12 protein-coding genes are annotated in these 17,639 nt (G+C 65.6%); 7 read left to right on the top strand and 5 right to left on the bottom strand.

The features are described from left to right. Nucleotides 1–633: 633 nt before the first annotated feature. Both KUG38_RS03065 and KUG38_RS03060 read left to right on the top strand, forming a co-directional pair. Entirely contained in the window at nt 634–4,146 is a 3,513-nt protein-coding gene (locus KUG38_RS03065; protein ID WP_216918997.1) for a hypothetical protein, read from the top strand. Then, a complete protein-coding gene (locus KUG38_RS03060) occupies nt 4,146–8,468 on the top strand; it encodes a hypothetical protein (RefSeq protein ID WP_216918996.1) in 4,323 nt (1,440 codons plus the stop codon). Before KUG38_RS03065 ends, KUG38_RS03060 begins: the two co-directional genes overlap by 1 nt. Nucleotides 8,469–8,608: 140 nt before the next feature. On the opposite strand, the gene KUG38_RS03055 is transcribed toward KUG38_RS03060, so the two are convergent. The 5 genes from KUG38_RS03055 to KUG38_RS03035 all read right to left on the bottom strand — a co-directional run bounded on the left by KUG38_RS03055 (nt 8,609) and on the right by KUG38_RS03035 (nt 13,743). Then, nucleotides 8,609–9,094 (bottom strand): hypothetical protein, encoded by a 486-nt coding sequence (locus KUG38_RS03055; protein WP_216918995.1) that lies wholly within the window; start codon nt 9,092–9,094, stop codon nt 8,609–8,611. A gap of 128 nt (nt 9,095–9,222) precedes the next feature. Then, nucleotides 9,223–9,759 carry a hypothetical protein gene (locus tag KUG38_RS03050; protein WP_216918994.1) on the bottom strand — a complete coding sequence of 179 codons (537 nt, stop codon included), beginning with the start codon at nt 9,757–9,759 and terminating at the stop codon, nt 9,223–9,225. Nucleotides 9,760–9,960: 201 nt separating this feature from the next. Further along, nucleotides 9,961–11,553, bottom strand: a complete 1,593-nt coding sequence (locus KUG38_RS03045; protein ID WP_216918993.1) for an LA2681 family HEPN domain-containing protein — start codon at nt 11,551–11,553, stop codon at nt 9,961–9,963. Nucleotides 11,554–11,688: 135 nt separating this feature from the next. Then, on the bottom strand, nt 11,689–12,456 hold the full coding sequence (locus KUG38_RS03040; RefSeq protein WP_216918992.1) for a class I SAM-dependent methyltransferase: 768 nt from the start codon (nt 12,454–12,456) through the stop codon (nt 11,689–11,691). 144 nt (nt 12,457–12,600) lie between these two features. Continuing rightward, on the bottom strand, nt 12,601–13,743 hold the full coding sequence (locus tag KUG38_RS03035; RefSeq protein WP_216918991.1) for a DUF8606 domain-containing protein: 1,143 nt from the start codon (nt 13,741–13,743) through the stop codon (nt 12,601–12,603). 443 nt (nt 13,744–14,186) lie between these two features. Here KUG38_RS03035 and KUG38_RS03030 point away from each other — a divergent pair, with 443 nt between their 5' ends. The 5 genes from KUG38_RS03030 to KUG38_RS03010 are packed head-to-tail and all read left to right on the top strand — an operon-like array spanning nt 14,187 to nt 17,634. Then, nucleotides 14,187–15,362, top strand: a complete 1,176-nt coding sequence (locus tag KUG38_RS03030; RefSeq protein ID WP_216919263.1) for an aminotransferase class I/II-fold pyridoxal phosphate-dependent enzyme — start codon at nt 14,187–14,189, stop codon at nt 15,360–15,362. Further along, nucleotides 15,346–16,092: an alpha/beta fold hydrolase gene (locus KUG38_RS03025; RefSeq protein ID WP_216918990.1), complete on the top strand. Its 747-nt coding sequence runs from the start codon at nt 15,346–15,348 to the stop codon at nt 16,090–16,092. The genes KUG38_RS03030 and KUG38_RS03025 overlap by 17 nt, the downstream gene beginning before the upstream one ends. Continuing rightward, nucleotides 16,089–16,862, top strand: coding sequence for a methyltransferase domain-containing protein (locus KUG38_RS03020; protein WP_216918989.1), 774 nt, complete (start codon nt 16,089–16,091; stop codon nt 16,860–16,862). Before KUG38_RS03025 ends, KUG38_RS03020 begins: the two co-directional genes overlap by 4 nt. Then, nucleotides 16,859–17,482, top strand: coding sequence for a dethiobiotin synthase (gene bioD, locus KUG38_RS03015; protein ID WP_216918988.1), 624 nt, complete (start codon nt 16,859–16,861; stop codon nt 17,480–17,482). Before KUG38_RS03020 ends, bioD begins: the two co-directional genes overlap by 4 nt. After that, nucleotides 17,479–17,634, top strand: a complete 156-nt coding sequence (locus tag KUG38_RS03010) for a hypothetical protein (RefSeq protein WP_216918987.1) — start codon at nt 17,479–17,481, stop codon at nt 17,632–17,634. The genes bioD and KUG38_RS03010 overlap by 4 nt, the downstream gene beginning before the upstream one ends. The last annotated feature ends 5 nt before the right edge of the window (nt 17,635–17,639 follow it).

Raw genomic sequence — 17,639 nt, 5'->3', positions numbered from 1 at the left:
CCGCATCGAACGGCGTGGGGCGCACCACGCCGATGGGCTGATCGCGGATCAACGCCACTCGGGCCATCCCCTCACCTCGATGCAGCTTCAGGGTGACCAGCGCCGCTGCATGGCATCCACAGGATGGAAACCAACGGGTCATCCTGTCATGCAGGCGTATAGCTGATTCCAGAAAGAAGTCAGCCACCTCATCCGATTCTTTCCACAGAACAACGGATCATTGGGCCGAGGCTTCCAGCACAGACTGCTAGCCAGGAAACGGGCCAGGAGTCCTGCAATCGCTGGCCACGTCATGAGGTGTCCGGGGCCTCATCTGGGCTCCGACCGACACACCAGCGGATCGATCCCAGTCCAGAAGAGAGAGGGCCGGATGGAGCCGATCGCGTGCCTCGGCCGACAGCCGCTCCTCGCCGTTCAGCCATTCTCCCGCAGCGGGAGCTGCCTGGTCCGTAGAGCTGGCTTCAAAAAGAAAAAAGAACTTCCGACGCCTCACGCGCCACGGCTCGGCACGGAGCATAGGTTTGACACGACCGGGCAATCCGTCGATCCAGCATGGGAAATCGCTTCGACCAGCTGGTGCAACGGGTTTTTACGGATCGGGTTTCACCACCCTCCGCACCTGTGTCGGATTCCGTGAACAATCCGTTCCTGGTCGGACCCCTGATCGAGCGGCTGGCGCCCCGGGAGCGCGCTCCGCTCCGGGTGCCGGTGCGGCGACCCGACGATCATCTGGTGTTCGACCTGATGGTCGAGAACCTGCGCATCCGCCCCGATGGCGATGGCGCGGCGCGGCTCGTCCGCGACACCCCGGGGCAGCGCTCGTTCCTGATCATCGAGTTTCCGCCCCAGAGCTTCGGCGAGGAGGCCTTCCTTGCCGTGAAATCCGATCTGGACGCCACCGGTGTCGGCAACGAACTGCCGCCGTCCAGGAACGGCCAGCCGGTGATCAGCGGCGTTACCGCGACAAAGCAGGCCAACAACGATCTCAAGCCAACGGCCGAACCGCTGCTGGGGCGGCTGCCGGCGCGGGTGCGCATGGCAGGGCCCAGCCGCATCGCTCTGCGGATGCCCGACGCGCTGGAGGATCTGCCCTTCACCCTGGCCGCCGTTCTGGCCGCCCTGCGCGATTGGCCGATGAACCTCGCCATCGGCGCCCGGCCCGACCAGGTGGATTTCGATCCGCTCTGGTTGCGCGCCGATGTGGCCGAACGGCTTTCCGCAGCGATTCTGGCGAACCTGCCGGACAACGAGGCCGTCGATGCCAAGCGCCGGCTGGAGGAAGGCACCCAGCGGATCGCCGATCTGGCGGCCGGTGGGCTGAACAACGGCCAGCCGGCCCCGGTCGCCTTCGAAGCGCTGCGCCGTGAAGCCGACCGCCTGTTCACACGCCACCCCCAACTGCGCCGGGGTGATCTCCACACCGCCACGCTGGCGGCCCTGGCGGCCGGATCTGCCGGACGGCTGGCCGCCACCGCCGCTGCGGCGGGGATCAGTGACCGGGCCGCGGGGATCGGGGCGATGCCCTACCTGCCGCTGCTGGCCGACACCCCGCACCAGCCAGGGAGCTCGGTCACGGCGCTGGAGCTGCCCTATCGGCTGCTCATGACACCGATCGGGACCCCTGCCGGGACGCCGCAATGGCAGCATCGCGACGAGCCTGTCACCGCCCGCGGCCGCACCGAGCTGTGGCATACCCGGCTGTCAGGGGCGGAGGGGGCGGCGTCGCGGTTGCGCTTCCTGTGGTCCCCCGACCTGGACGCCACGGGCGATGGGGCGGGGCCGTTCCGGATGAGCCTCGACCGACAGGACAGGGATTTCCTCGTCAAACTCACCGCCGACTGGCGTCAGAAGCGGGCCGGTTCAGGCCGGACGTACCTGCCGCCATCGGCCGAGGCGAAGCGGCTGCACCTGTCCGCGCTGGGGGCCTTGCTGGAGGCCGGCGGCGACTGGGAGCCCAGGCCGGAAGGGGTCGATCTGGAGCAATGGCGTCACCTTGCCACGCTGGGCCGGGACCAGGTCGTGCGCGTGGTCTATGCCGGCTTCCTGATGCCCTTCGGCCATGCCGCCTCGCTGGTGAAGGTGACCGAGCGCCGGTTCGAATCCGCCGACCCGGCCCGCCCGGGCGACAGGCTGGCGCTGCTGCGCCAGCGCTTCTTCCTGATCGTGCGGGAGAGGATCCGCCGCTATGACGGCAGCACCCATGAACACGGTGCTCGCAACCTGCCCTTCACCGAGGTGGAGATTCTGACCGGGGACACCCCGGACCTGACCGACCCCGCCGCCGGGCCGTCGCGGATCGACGAGACCGGAGGGGCCGTGTATGGACCGGTGGTGGTGGGCGGCAAGACGATCACGGTCTCGCCCCGGATGGTGTTCTGGCCACGGCTGCAGGGCAGCGGAGATTTCCGCTTCGAGGTGGCCGGAACCGATCGCAACGGCGAGCGGCGGGTGTTCACGCTGCCGATGCTGTTCGTCAGCGAGGTGGCCAACCGGGCGCGCGCCGCCGAGATCCGCGCCGGCTATGACGCCGCCCCACCGGCGCGGCGCGAGACTGACCTGGGCGGGGGCAGCGTGCGCTTCGATGCCGGCGGCGGTGTGTCGAGCCTGCCGACCGAGTGGATGCGCTTTGTGGTGGGCGGTGTGGTGGGCGCCGAGGACCTTGCGCCGCAGTTCCATCCCGAGATGGACCAGGCGAGGGTGCGGGTGCCGGCGATCCAGACCCTGCTGGGCCGAGCGGACGGGATCGAGATGCGCTACCCCGACGTGGTGGTCGAGAACAAGGCGAACCCCGGTGAGATCTATCTCGAGGTGGCCGGGCCGGCCCTTGACCTGAAGTTCGGCGGCGGCGGCCAGGGCCAGACCGATGCTCTTGGCGGAATCGGCGCCCCGCAGATGGCGATCTATGGCCTGTCGAAGCGTTCGGGCCCGGTGTCCGCCAAGCCCGGCCTGAGCACGGCGACGGCGCTGGCGAACGGCATCGCCAACCGCTTCAGCGTGGCCGACTTCTTCCCGCTGGATGCCACCCTGATCGGCGGCATCGCGCTGGGGGAGATCATCAACCCGGTGGTGGCCGCGCTGGATGCCGCCGATGCGCCGCGTCTGCTGGAGACGCCGTTTCCGGACCGGGTCGAGGCCGGCTTTGAGTGGACCACCGTCGTCACCCGCCCGGATGCCCTGAAGCTGATGGTGCCGCGGGCGGACGGCGTGAACCCGACGCCCCTGCGCCTGTCAGGCCGCACGGTGGTGCCGTTCGACCCGGCCCGGCCCCCCACGCGCGAGGCCCATGCCGTGCTGGAGAACTTCAAGCTCAACCTGTTCGGCTGCATCATCCTGTGGTTCCGGCGGCTGAGCTTCGATGCCCTGCCGGGACGGAAGCCCGCGGTGGCGGTCGCCCTAGCCGAGGGCGACGACGCCGTGCGCTTCGGCGGCCCGCTGGAATTCGTCAACGACCTGCGCGCGTTCATCCCCAGCGGCGGGTTCGGCGACGGCGCCGGGCTCAGCGTCACCCCCAGCGGCATCGCGGCCGGCTATTCCCTGGGCCTGCCGGCCATCGAAGTGGGCATCTTCTCGCTCTCGAACGTCAGCCTCGGCGCCGGCTTCAGCCTGCCGTTCGACAACCGCCCCGTGACGGTGCGGTTCAACTTCGCCGAACGCCAGTGCCCGTTCAGCCTGACCGTGTCGCTGCTGGGCGGCGGCGGCTTCTTTGCCATCGGCGTCGGTGCCAAGGGCGTGCAGGAGATCGAGGCGGCGCTGGAATTCGGTGCGGCCATCGCGCTGAACCTCGTCGTCGCCTCGGGCACGGTCGAGATCAAGGCGGGGGTCTATTTCCACTGGCAGAGCGAAGGCCGCGTGAAGCTGGCGGGCTATGTGCGGATCCATGGCGAGCTGACCGTGGTGGCGATCTTTTCGGCCTCCCTCACCTTCAACCTGCAACTGGCCTATGAGAAGGACGGCGGCGGATCGGTGGTCTATGGCGAAGCCGAGTTGATCGTCGAGGTGGAGGTGCTGCTGCTCAGCTTCGATGTCACGGTGCGCTGCCGGCGCGAATTCGGCGGCGGCAAGGCCGATCCGCGCTTCCTCGATCTGATGCCCGATCAGACGGTCTGGGACGACTACTGCTCCGCCTTCGCGCTGGAGGCAGCCTGATGACCCGGCAACGTTTCGTCTGGACCTGTCTTCCCAATGGCTTCAGCACCGAGGATGGCCAACTGCACCTGTCGGTGCTGCTCTCACCCCGGCTCGACCCCGAGGCCGAGGTGCCGGTGCTGGCCAGCTTTCCCGAGTGGCTCGACTGGCCGGCGGCCCTGGCGACGGCCGACATCACGATCCTGGCGAATGGCCAGCCGGTCGCCAGACGATCGGTGGGGGGGGAGGGCCATGACACGACGCTGGGCGCCCCCGACAGCGCCGCCTGGACGGCCTTGTTCGGGCCGGCACTGCCGGTCACGCCCTACCGGCTGAAGGCGGAGATCCTCGACAGCCAGCTGAATTCCTACAGCAGCACCGATGTCCATGATCTGGTGCGCGACCTTTACGTCGATCTGGCGCAGCGGTCGGCCGGGGTGCTGCCGCGCATCGGCGCCGACCTGCTGGAGGATCCACTCTGGAGTGGACTTGTGGAGGCGGTGGCCGAGGTCGACCGCTGGGGCACGCCGGAGGGCGCCCGCAACCTGCCGCGGGCCGGCGGTGCCAGCCAGGCCGAACGACGCTTCGCCACCCTGCGCAGGCTGGCCGACCTGGCCCCGGTCGGCTCGGCCCGGCAAGGGCCGGCAGCAGCCGCGGCGCACCTGGCCCGGTTCGAGCTGTTCCACACACCGCCCCTGCGCCCGAAGTCGCTTCAGACGGTGGCCCGGAAGGATGATCCACGGATCAGCGTCGACACCGAAGGGTTCGAACGCCCGCCCGCCCCGGCCAGCGAGGCCGAACTGGCGTCGAGCTTCGATTTCCACCGCGCCGTTGCGGCCCTGAACGCCTATCCGACGCTGCTGCGCCGGCTGGGACTGGTGCTGGATTTTCGGCTGGATCCGGGCCTGTTCCAGGCCGGCGATGTGGATCTGAGCGTCGTGGTGCGCTTCCCCGACCTGCCGACGCGGCAGGACGTAGCTGATCTGGCACCGGTCACGAAGGCCAGGATCGGCGACCGCAGCTTCAGTGCCCGCTCACGGGTGGCGCCGGGCCCCGGGATCGAGATGCGGGTGGAGGCTGGCCTGCTCGACCTGTACAGCCAGCCCGACGGCTTTGATCTGCTGCAGGCGGATGTGGACGGTGCCGTGTTCAAGCTGATGAACTTCGCCCGCTCGCTGCGGCAGGCGGATTCCATCGCCGCCAGCGATCCTGCGCACCTGTTCGACGACGTGACGCGCAAGGACAAGCGGGCCGGTGCCCCGGCCCTGCGCACCGCCGGGCTGATGCTGGTGCGCAAGGACCGCGCCGGGGCGCTCGAAGCACGGTTGTCGCAGACCAAGGCCCAGCTGGCGGGTGCGGCGGCGGCGGTGCCGGCGGTGGCGTTGTGGGCCGAGGACCTGGTGCGCGGCTATCGCATCGACGTCTGGGACAGCAGCACCGGTGTGTGGCGATCCCTGTGCCGGCGGCTGGCGACCTACACCCTGGGGCAGGGCGCGGGCGCGGTGGAGGTCAGCCCGGCCGCCGGCGAGGAGGAGGCGACCGTGCAGCTGGCGGCGACCCGCTCGCCCGACCCCACCTACAACGCCGACATCCTGAACCTGCACGAGGCGATGGTGGCCTGGACGGGGTGGAGCCTCGCCGCGCCACCGCCGGGACGGGGCGTGGGCGACGACATCGACAAGGGTCCCGACGGCAAGCCGCGCTTCAGCGACGGCGCCGGGGCGGTGGCGGGGCTGGACTTCGCCTCGCGCTTCGGCGCCGTGAAGGGGTCGCTGCCGCGGCTGCGCTACGGACGCTCCTATGCCCTGCGGGCCCGGGCGGTGGACCTGGCCGGCAACTCGCTGCCCCCGGCCCCGACCGATTTCGGCCCCGAGGCACCCGCCGCCGCCCCGCGGCCCTTCCTGCGCTTCGAACCGCTGGCGGCGCCGGTGATCGCCCTGGTGCGGCCCGCCGGCGGAGCCAGCCCGGTGCTGGCCGAAGGCGAGGCGATGGCGCGGATGGTGATCCGCAGCTTCAACGAGGTCTTCGACGACCCGGCCGCCAGCCCGGAAGTGGCGATCCGCGCCGTGCTGCCGCCGCAGGTGACGGTGCGCGACGCGGAGCTGCACGGGGCGCTGGATCAGGCCGGCCAGCTGAACCCGGCCAGCTTCGCGATGCTCGCGCTGGACAAGGACCGCCCGGCGAGCGACCCCTTGGCCGCGCTGGTGGAGGAAGCGGTGCCCGTCGGGGCCCAGCCGCAGGCCGAGGCCGCCCGCTACGGGGTGTGGCCCGAGGGCCGGGCGCTCACCTGGCTGCCCGACCCGATGGCGCGGCGGGTGGCCGCCCGCTTCCTCGGCCATCCGGCCATGGCCGAAGCCGCGACGATCGCGATCGATCTCTACCCCGACGGGGCGGTCTGGCCCGAGGCGCAGCCCTTCACCATCGCCCTTGCGGAGGCCACGACCCCGGACGAGACGCCGGCGTTCGACGCGGCGACCAGGGTGCTGCGGGTGCCGCTGGCCAAGGGCGAGCGGGCGACCCTGCGTCTGTCGATGCAGATCCGCAAGCGCGACCTGTTCGAGCGGATGGGGCTGTGGGAGTGGCTGGACCAGCCGACCAGGGACGCCCTGGCCGAGCCGACCCTGGACGGCCGGACCTGGCTGTTCACCCCATGGCAGGACGTCGAACTGGTCCATGCCGTCCAGCGACCGCTGATCATGCCCCGCCTCGAGGACCTGGAGCTGCGCCGCGGCGGCGGCAACACCGCGGTTTTCCCGGTGTTTCCGGCCCGGGTCAGCCTGAAGAGCACCGATCGGATCGACCTGCTGGCGCGCTGGCACGAGCCGCTCGAGCCTCTGGGAAGCGCGGGGCCAGAGGACCAGCCGCGGGCGGACCTGGCCTTCCACATCAAGATCACCGACAGCGGTGACTACCAGAGCGGCCCCGGTGCCCATGCCGACCACACCCTGCCCGCCGACGAAGGCCGTGGCCCCGACGTGATCGGCGTGAACAGCCCGCGCCGCGACCGCCTGGCGATCCGCCCCCACGAATTCAACGACACCCGTTATCGGCGGATTGCCTATCGCCTGATGGCCACCACGCGCTACCGCGAGCACCTGCCGGCGGCACTGATGGAGGCGATCACGCTGGAGGGCCCCGAGACGGTGGGCTGGGTGCCCAGCTCGGCACCGCCGCCGGCGCCGCAGATCCTCTATGTGGTGCCCACGTTCGGCTGGGTGCGGAGCCGCGACGCCGATGGCAACCAGCGCAGCTGGCGCCAGGGCGGCGGACTGCGGGTCTGGCTGGAGCGGCCCTGGAATGGGAGCGGCTATGGGGAGATGCTGGCGGTGGTGCTGCCGCCCGCGGGCCTGGCCGGCGACCCCGAGAGCGCAGCGGGCGGCGTCTATCGCCGGACGGTGACCCAGTGGGGCAACGACCCGATCTGGCAGTCGCCCTTCGTGCCGGGCGTCGCACCCGGCCCTGACGCTTTCCCCCTGGCGCGCCGGCAGGCTGACCCCAGCGGGAGCTGGCTGCCCCCCGGCGCTCCGGCGACGGAGGCCGACCAGCCACCGGGGGCCTTCCGCGTGGGCCTGGGGCTGCCGGGCAGCAACGCCCCGGTGGTGGTCGCCCCCCATGACGTGAGCTATGACCCCGAGCGCAGACTCTGGTTCTGCGACATCGAGGTCAACTCCGGTGCGGCCTACTGGCCGTTCGTGCGGCTGGCGCTGGCGCGCTATCAGCCCTGTTCCACCGATGGCGCGCACCTGTCCGAGGTGGTGCTGGCCGACGTGATGCAACTGGCCGCCGACCGCTCGCTGGTCGTGCGCGCCGCCGGAGAGGGACGCTCGCGTGGCGTGACGCTGTTCGGCACTGGCTACGAGGCCTCGGGCGGCTCGCGCGAGGTGCGGCCGCGCTCAGAAATCGACGTTCTGAGCGAGCAGGTGAATCAGGTGACGCCGGTATCGCCACAACCGGTGGTGGAGGTGTGGCTCGAACGGCTGGAACCCACGCTCGGATCGGATTTCGGCTGGGTCCGGATCGGCGACGGCGTGGCCGCCGACGGGGTCCCGGCCATCGGACCGTTCGCGCCGGCACCGGAACGGCTGGCTCTGGGCCGCGAGTTGATCGCCGAACGCCGTTTCGCCGAAGCCCTGGCCCTAGGGGTCGGGGCTGAACAGCTCTGGCTGCGCCCGCCGCTCTGGGACGGGCGGATCGACCTGCCCGAGCCGGACGGCGCAAAGCTACGGCTGGTGATCGCGGAGTATGAGGAGTACGCCATTGATGGCCCAGCCCCGCGCCACAGCATGACCAGCACCAGGACCGGCCGCCGGCTTGTGTTTGTGGAGCATGTGCCGATTGCCTGAAGACACAGCTGCCCGGCATAGATCAGGTGTTGACCCGATAAAGAAACTGGGCTTGTTGACAAGTTAACGTCGAAAGTGAGACGCACGCTCTGCGCCAATCATCCGTGCTGGCTCTAGCACGTTGCTAGGTTCAGGCTTCTTCATAGCGGTTTTGGCGTCCAGCTCTCTTCATTGCCTTTCAAAAAATCAGCTTCGTCGTGCCATCGAATTTGAGAAATACGCTGCGATGCACAAAGAATACCGTGAAACCTCAATATAATTTTTACCGAGGACTCTTCTACTCGCTTATTGTATTCGTCTGCCTTGGCTCTTCCGAAGAACAAGAATGGCTTCTTCCATTTGGGCTTATCCCAAAAGCACACCCATCCATCATGATCTCCGCTTGAGGTTCCCACTACATAAGATCCTAATCCTATGTTTCCGGAAAACCCATCGGTAGATACATAAACACGCCATCCCCAATCTTCCTGTAGCGGCTCCGGATCTGCCGATACATCCCCAGACTTATTGAACCCATCGATTATCCATTGCGCCATATCTTCTCCAAAGTTGCTATCATTGATGAAATTCTTCTTTGGCTCGACTTGATTTAATCCTTCTGCGAGGAATGTGACATGGGTTTTCATATAAGTTGGTTTTATGTCGAACGCCAAGATCGGCGACGGGAAATGGCTTTAAGCGTTGATCAGACTCCCTTGGACCCGTCCGATGAATCTTGATGTTAAGCCCCGTCTCCACGTATCGCGCAAAGCGACTAAAGGTGCTTCAGCACGAAAATGACATTTTGCACTAGTACAACAGCAATACCAGCCAGACCAAGCGAATAGAATTGGGCGCAAGCATACCGTGCAACAAAAGATCTGAGTGCTACTCGCTCAGCTACGAGCGTATAAATCTCCACAAAAGCCCTATCGTCATCGTTTGATGAGAAGCTTTCAGGCCTGCGCTGCGTTGGGTTCGCGACGAGAGTTTCACGAAGGTTTAGCCAACTAATCCAAGGGGCCATTTCTGTTTCAGATACCAGCTGACTCTTGCCGAGTTGTTGAAGTTCAGAGCTCAGCTCTGACCCACCCCGGCGCTGACTGGCATAGTCTCGATAGGTATCGGTCTGCTTAACCAGTGCAGGACAAAATGCCATGAAGAGAATATTGGCAATGAGGAATGCCAGTGATGCAAAGAATAGTACTTTCCAGCTAAATGGAAGTTGAAGATGCAAGGGGAAGGCGTGCCCGAGAATAGTCACAGTTACGACGTCCTCAACGCCATCCAAAAGCTTTGCGGCGATGGGCACAACCAATGCCCATATGTTTGCCGATCGAACAACGGTGCTGGTTCCAAGAGCCTTTAGTGAGTACCAAGTAAAATTCACAGCAATTACTGGAAATGGGCCATTAATGTCGCCTAACGCTGCCCATGAGTGGCAGGCAAGAAGCCTGGGGCGGCACAGCTGAGAGTAATTGGTGGCCTGTCCACTCGAGGGGCTGGTTAGGCATCAGTCCTTCCCGACGGGCTTCTTTTGGAAGGTAATGGTATGTCCCCTCACTTCGTTCTCGACGTCGAGGCTTTCGGCCCGGACTAGGAGCGCAAAGTAGAAAATTGCAGCGCGTGCGAATCTCAACATATCTGCCGCGTCCGCCCGCATCTGTCGACGGGAAACAGACGGCAGTGGCTCACCATCGAACCATGGAGGAAGGTCTTCCGGCGCAGTGTCCTTACGAACCAGGCATAGCGAATGCTCGAACAGATTTCGATACCGCCGAAGGTTGCTCCACTCGCCATCCTTCTGCTCGCTCATATCGCGGGCCAGACCATACAAGGCTACCAGGCCCGCATTGCTAATCTGATTGAGAGCAACCCACCGTTGATCATTTGCCTTCCCAGTTGGGCGCCAAAAAGTGTGAAAGTAGACATTCTCTTGCTGCCCTGCCAGCTTAAAGAGGTCGCAGATGCCTCGCGCTATCCGATCTAGAATCCCAAAGCACAGGCGAAAACTCGTGCGCAGAAATTCGGTCTCAATTCCGACTTCCTCGTCATCCAGCAGCTCTGTGAATGTTCCTTCAAACGGCGCCAGATCCCACTGAGGTGTGCGCTCAGGAGCGACAGATTGGTACAAGAGTGCGCGGGAGAGACAGTACTCCGACTTCATTCGATTGAGTAGTAGTTCCATCTTTGGAACCATGGCACCTGACAACTTGGCGTCTCCAGGCGTCAGAATTGACAGATCATCGCGCCTCGCTCCAACACAACGGCAATAAAGGGCGTGTTCGGAGAGAACCAACGAGTGCTCAAGGCACCAAAGCCAATATGAGTCATGGGAGCTCACCTCCTGCTGGTTCTGTAGAACAGAATGCGGATCCTCATGCTTGTCATAGCCATGCTCGCGAAGCAACTCGGCGATTTTCGTGGCATGCATCTCCGACAGCTTTCGAGCGCAAGGGTCCAGTGATTCGCTCTTCTTTGCTACATCGAGGGACTTGTATATCTCGTACAGAAGCTTGACCGAGTAGGTGCCTGAAATCTGATTCAGGTTCAGCAAGGCTTGCCCACGATTGCAACTTGCCATCCCAAACTGAGGAGAAATCGACAATGCGTTGTCGTAGTAATGAAGAGCATCCACCACCCGCCCTGAAGAGTCGAGTGCGTTCGCAAGATTTGTCAATAGCCGTGGAGTAAGTTCTGGGGGATGCACTCGTGCTAGAGCGCGCCAGTAGGATGACTTTGCCTTAAAGCATGACTCCACGCCTTCGAGATTGAATCGCCAAGACGGTCTGGAGCGCTCGATTTCATAGAGAGCCTGGTGCCCGTTCCCCAAGTTGTAGTGAAGCTGTGCCTCGCCATAGATTGGCTTCAGACGGTTCCACTCTTTCTCGAACAAGGACTGCCCCCGCTGTATAGGCGCAGGGAGTTGGAGAGCTGCACCGGCATCGATCAGAAGACCTGCAAGACGCGCGGTCTCGGCGGGGGGCAGATCGGTACCTGGCGGGTATTGGGAGTCAACGGCGGCAAGTGCTCTTCTCAGCGCCTCCTGGTCACCCCGGTCGAGCGCCATGTCGAGGGTGTCGGCTATCTGCTCAAAGGACACCATGGCTCTTGGTGGTGGTGGGGGCGATCAGTTGCATTCTGAGAGCTGCGGCTGCATGCCAAACGCGCCCATCACCCGCCGCAAGCAATCCGTGCATTGACACCGATGATCCCTCGCCGGCCGGTGTGCATGGGCTTGTTATCCGGCCTTCTGTGCAACCAGGACTGTAATTGGAACTTCATAGTGGATCTCATTGCCTACAAGATGGGTGTTGATCCCTAGTTTGTCAATCCCGATGTCATCGTTAAAGATTTGCCGAATCCTCACCTCGTCTCCTGGATTCGGGAAAGATGCAGCCATCTGTTGCTCGAGCTCAATCGCCACCTTGTAAAAGGCAAGACGAATATTCAGAAGACCACTATTGACGGCCAGGCTGTTTAACTCCTCATCACTCAAGGCATGAGTGTGAGAAGGGTCTCGGAGCTTCTCAAGATGATCATATGCGTCTACCTTGGTAGATGGAAGAGCGACATCGGCAATCAGAACTTTCCCTCCTGGACGGCATACACGAAGCATTTCGGAGAGAACGGTCTTAGGATCAACGCAATGATGAAAGGCGTAGCGGCTGAGAACGATCGAGAAGCTGCTTTCAGTGAATGGCAAGTCTTCTCCTTCCCCCTGCTGCCAAGAAACATTCCTCAAACCTCTTTGATGAGCGAGCGAGCGAGCCTGTTCCAGCATCGCTGGCGTAATATCAATGCCCGTCACGTGTTTGACAATTGGCGCAAAGGCACATGCGACGATACCCGGCCCACAGGCGACATCCAGAACGGTGTCTTGAGCTGACGCTTCTGCCATTTCTAATAACAGCTGAAGAGACTCTTCGTTCGTGTGTCCAGGTACCTGAGTGAACGGAACCGCTTGACGAGAAAACTGATTGATGATTGATTCTTTATGGGTGTCCATGAATGAAAGGCTAATGATTTGAGTCCGCATAACGCTGCCGCTGAGTGGCAGGCTATCAATTTCAGCTACACGCAGATCCCAAAGGTGGCCTGTCCACTCTAGCGGTGTGTTAGACAGTCCATCCACACGTAAGCAACAACTGAACTACTGAGAGCCATAAGTCACACTGTCATCAGTTTCATTCAGATTGGAATTCCAATCGGTGAAATGCCTTTTGAGTCGTTCAACCGTATGGCGCCATTTTGGAGTCGCAGGTTTACAGACGCTATTTTGGTTTCCAAAGAATCCTGTTTCATTGATGGCTTGAGCTTCTGGCAAGGTTTGAAGCCAATGAATACGTACAACGCGTTCTGCCTTGTCTGGATCACTTGAAACTGAGCGGTAGTATTCTCCATTGCTGATGGCATCAAAAAACCCCTTCTCACCTTCGGATGTCGAAAAGACAATATCGCTAGCCTGCTGAGCAGGCTCTTCAACTATGCCAACCCCTACAAATCCCTTTCCAGGAATCTTTACCCATACACGGTTGCCTGGCTCCAGTTGATCAAGCGTACGGGAATACCAAGCACCTCCACCTGCGCTAATAAAACCAAGACGCTCTGCGTCAGACCATGATCGATTGCCTCCATAAGAAACGTAGAATTCTCCATTCCATGGCTCCTTCTCGCCCTTACTGCTTGCGCTGACTGCCGCATTGATCTGAGTTGAACCTGGATCAATTAGCCATGCCCGACTTAACAATTGACTGCCAGCGTGAGAAAAGACTTGAAAGAATAGGGCGTTGACTGGAATTCCTTTGTTATTCAGATAGTTGATTATTCTCTCGCTGCCTGGATCCAGCTCAGATGCAACAATCACGATTTGGTGAGATGCGTTTAGTTCGTCTTCTGGGATGTCATCGCCAAATTGCATGCGAAAAGCTTCGTTCAGAGAGTTTGGCAAGCCAGTGTGGCGACATACAAACCGCTGATATATATCACTAATCTGGTCGCTAGTCAGATTCTCAACCCATGCCGCGTAATCTAAGGCTTGAGCAACCACTTCGCGTGGTGTCCGATCACGCTTAAGCTCCACTAAAATTAGAGAGGCGTCTGGTGCAATAGCAAGCAAATCGATTCGACCTCCGAAACCAGTTGATTCTTGCTGGCCGATCAGTAGCCATTCATTTGACAGAATTGCAGGCTGTGCAACAATCATGTCTTCCAGCTGCTGTTCCCTTGCAAGGCGCTGGATGGGCAATTCAGTTGGCTGGCTATCAATTGTCCAGATTGTATGACGGATGGGCATCTCGCTGATCAGATCTTGGTGAATAACATGTTATCTGGAAAGTGCAGGCCTGTCCTAAAGCCTGAGAACTGTCTAACTAGTCATTAGACGGTTCCGAGAACCACGCCCCAGTCGCCTGTCCTTTCCGTGAACCACAGGTGCGCCCCGAACATCAGCACGGCCAAAACACAGTCAACTCATAAGGTATCCACCCCACTCAAGAAGTGCTCGCCCCTGGTTCTCGGACCCGTGAACCACCGGTATCCCGGGCTACACCTGTGCGGTGCACGTCTTCATCTCCCGGTCACTCTCTGCCAAGGGTTCAGAGACGGCCGGATCGAGCCTTCACCCGCCCACCATCCCAGACTGCCCCCTGTCCTTGATATCGGGCCGCCCTGATCCCTCCTCCCACCACCTCGGAGAGCGGCGACCCCACCGCCCCCCAGCCCCCCTGGCGCCAGCAGCTGCACGACGCCCTCTCGGCCCTTCCAGCCGTCCGCAGCCGCGCCCTGCGCACCCTTGAACCCGCCGCCGCCGCCAGCCTCCAGCCCTCACCCCCCGGCGAAGCGCTCCCGCTGCTGGATCTTGCCAGCAACGACTATCTCGGCCTCAGCCGCCATCCCGCCGTGCTCGCGGCCGCCGCGGCCGAACTGGCCGCCAGTGGCCTGGGGGCCGGCGCCTCCCGCCTGGTCACCGGCACCCGGCCCATCCACCAGCAGCTGGAGGCCGCCCTGGCCGCCTGGCTCGGCCGCGAGCGGGTGCTGCTCTTTCCCAGCGGCTTCCAGGCCAACCTCGCCGCCGTGGCGTCCCTGGCGGATCGCCACACCCTGGTGCTGGCCGATCGGCTCATCCACCACTCCCTGCTGGTGGGTGTGCGCGCCAGCGGTGCCCGCCTGCAACGCTTCGCCCACAACGACCCGGCGGATCTGGAACGCCGCCTGCTCGCCGCCCGGCGCGAGCGGCCCGATGGCCGGCTGCTGGTGCTGTGCGAAAGCCTCTACAGCATGGAAGGCACCAGCGCGCCCGTCGCCGCCCTGGCGGACCTCTGCCTCCGGCACGACGCGCCCCTGCTGGTGGATGAGGCCCATGCCCTCGGCGTGCTCGGCCCCGGCGGCCGCGGTCTCGCCCATGGCGTCAGCTCCGTGGCGATCGTGAGCGGCACCTTCGGCAAGGCCTTCGGCAGCGGCGGCGCCTTCCTCGCCGCCGACGCCCTGGTGGCCGACTGGCTGCTGCAGAGCAGCGGCGCCTTCCGCTACACCACCGCCCTCGCCCCGCCGCTGGCGGCCGGCGCCCTGGCGGCCCTCGTTCACCTGGAGGCCACGCCGTCGGTGGGCCCGGCCCTGGCGGAGCGGGCGGCCCGCTGGCGCGACGCCATCGAAGCCGCGGGCTGGCCCCGGCCCCCCGGCGTCGGGCCGATCCTGGCGCTGTTGCTCGGCGCCGACGCCGAGGCCCTGGCGGCCCAGCGTCGGCTGGAGGCGGCCGGCCTGCTCACCGTGGCGATCCGGCCTCCCACCGTGCCGGAAGGCACCGCCAGGCTGCGGCTGGTGCTGCGCCAGGATCTCCCCACCGGCTCCCTTGATCGGCTGCTGGCCGCGCTCGGGCCCGGTCCCCACGCCCCCCGCCATGCCCTCGCCCCCTGAGGCCGCCCCGGCTTCGTCCCTGCAGGTGATCGCCATGCACGGCTGGGCCGGCGACGGCCTGGGCTGGGACCTGCTGCGCCAGGCCCTCGCCGCGCCCGACTGGCACTGGCGCTCCGGCGAACGGGGCTACGGCGGCCGCACGCCCGAGCGGCCCCAGTGGGCCCCAGGCGGCCGGCGGTTGCTGATCGGCCATTCGATGGGCCCCCATCTGCTGCCGCCCTCATTGCTGGAGCAGGCCAAGGCCGTGGTGCTGCTGGCCAGCTTCGCCCGCTTCCTGCCTCCGGGCCGCGAGGGACGCCGGCTGCAGACCGCCCTCGCCGGCATGGCGGCCCAGCTCGCCGAAGGGCCAGACGAGTCCGACACGGCCCGCCGCGCCCAGCTCATGCTGCAGGCCTTCCTGGAGAAGGCGGCCTCCCCTGATCCGCCCGAGCTCCTTCCCCACGGCCCCGCCAGCCAGCCGGTGGGGCCCGAGGGCCGGCGGCGGCTGCGCGACGACCTGGAGCGTCTGGCGGCCTGCGCCGATCTGCCGCCCGGCTTTCCCGAGGACGTGCCGGTGCTGATCGTGGAGGCCGGCGCCGATCGAATCGTGGGGCCCGAGGCACGGGCCCTGCTGCGCGAGCGCCTGCCCCATGCCGAGGTGCTCCACTTCGAGGGGGCGGGCCACTGCCTGCTGCAGGCGCCCCTGCCGACGGAGCTGCGCCGCTGGATCACGGACACCCTCGGCCCATGACCGCCTTCCCCCTGCAGGTGTGCGGGGCCTTCGGCCGCCACGCCGCCGACTACGAGGGCCAGGCCGGCCTGCAGCGGGGCATCGCCTGGCGGCTCGCCCGCCTCTGCCGCGACCTGCCGGCCCCACCGCCCGACGCCCCCCGGGCCGATCTGGGCGCCGGCAGCGGCCTGCTCAGCCGCGCCCTGCTGCACCACTGCCCCGGCCTCGCCGGCCGCCCCCTGCTGCAGCTCGATCTCTGCCCCGAGCTGCTCGCCCGCAATCCCCTCGCCACCACCGGCCCGGCGCCGCTGGTGTGGGACCTCAACGGCGGCCTGCCCGCCGCCCTTGAGCCGGCGGGGCTGCTGGTGTCGAGCTTCGCGCTGCAGTGGCTGGAGGCGCCGGCCCGGGAACTGGAGCGCTGGGGGCGCGCCCTGGCCCCGGGCGGCTGGCTGGCGCTGGCGGTGCCCGTGCGCGGCAGCTTTCCCCAGTGGCGCCAGGCCGCCGCCGCCGCCGGGGTGCCCTGCACCGCCCTGGAGCTGCCCGACGCCGACGAGCTGATCGGCGCCCTGGCCAGCGCCGGCCTGGCCACCACCCTCCAGCAACGCCTGCGCTTCAGCCGCCCGGCCGGCAACGGCCTGGCCACCCTGCGGCGCCTTCGCGATCTGGGCGCGGGCAGCAGCCGCACCGCGCCGCTGAGCCCCGCCCAGCTGCGCCGCCTGCTGCGCCAGTGGCCCTCCGATGCGGCAATCTCGTGGGACGTGCTGCTGCTGGTGGGCCGGAGGATCGCATGAGGCTGGTGGTCTGCGGCAGCGACACCGACGTGGGCAAGACGGTGGTGAGCGCCCTGCTGGTGCAGGGGCTGGGGGCCCACTACTGGAAGCCGGTGCAGAGCGGCCTAGAGGGCGGCGGCGACACGGGCCGGGTCCAGCAGCTGCTGGGGCTGCCGCCGGAGCGGGTGCTGCCGGAGGCCTACCGCCTCACGGCCCCCGTCTCCCCCCACTGGGCAGCGGAGCGGGACGGGATCAGCATCGATCCGGCCCGACTGGCCCTGCCGGCCTGGGACGGCCCCCTGGTGGTGGAGACGGCGGGGGGGCTGCTGGTGCCCCTACGGCGCAACTGGCTGCAGATCGAGCAGATCGCCGTCTGGGGGCTGCCGGTGCTGCTGGTGGCCCGCAGCGGCCTGGGCACCCTCAACCACACCCTGCTGTCTCTGGAGGCCCTCTCCCGGCGTTCGATCCCCGTCCTGGGGCTGGTGCTCAACGGCGATCCCCACCCCGACAATCCCCGCACCCTGGCGGCCCTCGGCGGCGTGCCGGTGCTGGCGGAGCTGCCGCCGTTGGATCCCCTCGACCGGGAAGGTCTGGAGCGGCAATGGCAGCGCAGTGGTCTGGCCCGTAGCCTGCAGCCATGAGCCGCAAGCATCTGCTCGTAACCGCTGTCGTGGCCGCGCTCTGTGCGGGCATCCTGGTGCTGTTCACCGACATCGAAACCAGCGTCACCCGCTGGGTCAACTGCGGGCCGGTGGCCACTGGGGGCGAACGCCGTTCGGAGGTCTGCCGCTGACCCCC

This window comes from Synechococcus sp. CCAP 1479/9 (assembly GCF_019038535.1).
Taxonomy (GTDB): Bacteria; Cyanobacteriota; Cyanobacteriia; order PCC-6307; family Cyanobiaceae; genus Cyanobium.
This window is presented reverse-complemented; position numbering and strand designations above follow the sequence as displayed.

Coding starts and splice junctions, on each gene's coding strand:
- KUG38_RS03060 (WP_216918996.1), top strand. CDS start 4,146: ATGACCCGGCAACGTTTCGTCTGGACCTGTCTTCCCAATGGCTTCAGC.
- KUG38_RS03055 (WP_216918995.1), bottom strand. CDS start 9,094: ATGAAAACCCATGTCACATTCCTCGCAGAAGGATTAAATCAAGTCGAG.
- KUG38_RS03045 (WP_216918993.1), bottom strand. CDS start 11,553: ATGGTGTCCTTTGAGCAGATAGCCGACACCCTCGACATGGCGCTCGAC.
- KUG38_RS03040 (WP_216918992.1), bottom strand. CDS start 12,456: ATGGACACCCATAAAGAATCAATCATCAATCAGTTTTCTCGTCAAGCG.
- KUG38_RS03035 (WP_216918991.1), bottom strand. CDS start 13,743: ATGCCCATCCGTCATACAATCTGGACAATTGATAGCCAGCCAACTGAA.
- KUG38_RS03025 (WP_216918990.1), top strand. CDS start 15,346: ATGCCCTCGCCCCCTGAGGCCGCCCCGGCTTCGTCCCTGCAGGTGATC.
- KUG38_RS03020 (WP_216918989.1), top strand. CDS start 16,089: ATGACCGCCTTCCCCCTGCAGGTGTGCGGGGCCTTCGGCCGCCACGCC.
- bioD (WP_216918988.1), top strand. CDS start 16,859: ATGAGGCTGGTGGTCTGCGGCAGCGACACCGACGTGGGCAAGACGGTG.
- KUG38_RS03010 (WP_216918987.1), top strand. CDS start 17,479: ATGAGCCGCAAGCATCTGCTCGTAACCGCTGTCGTGGCCGCGCTCTGT.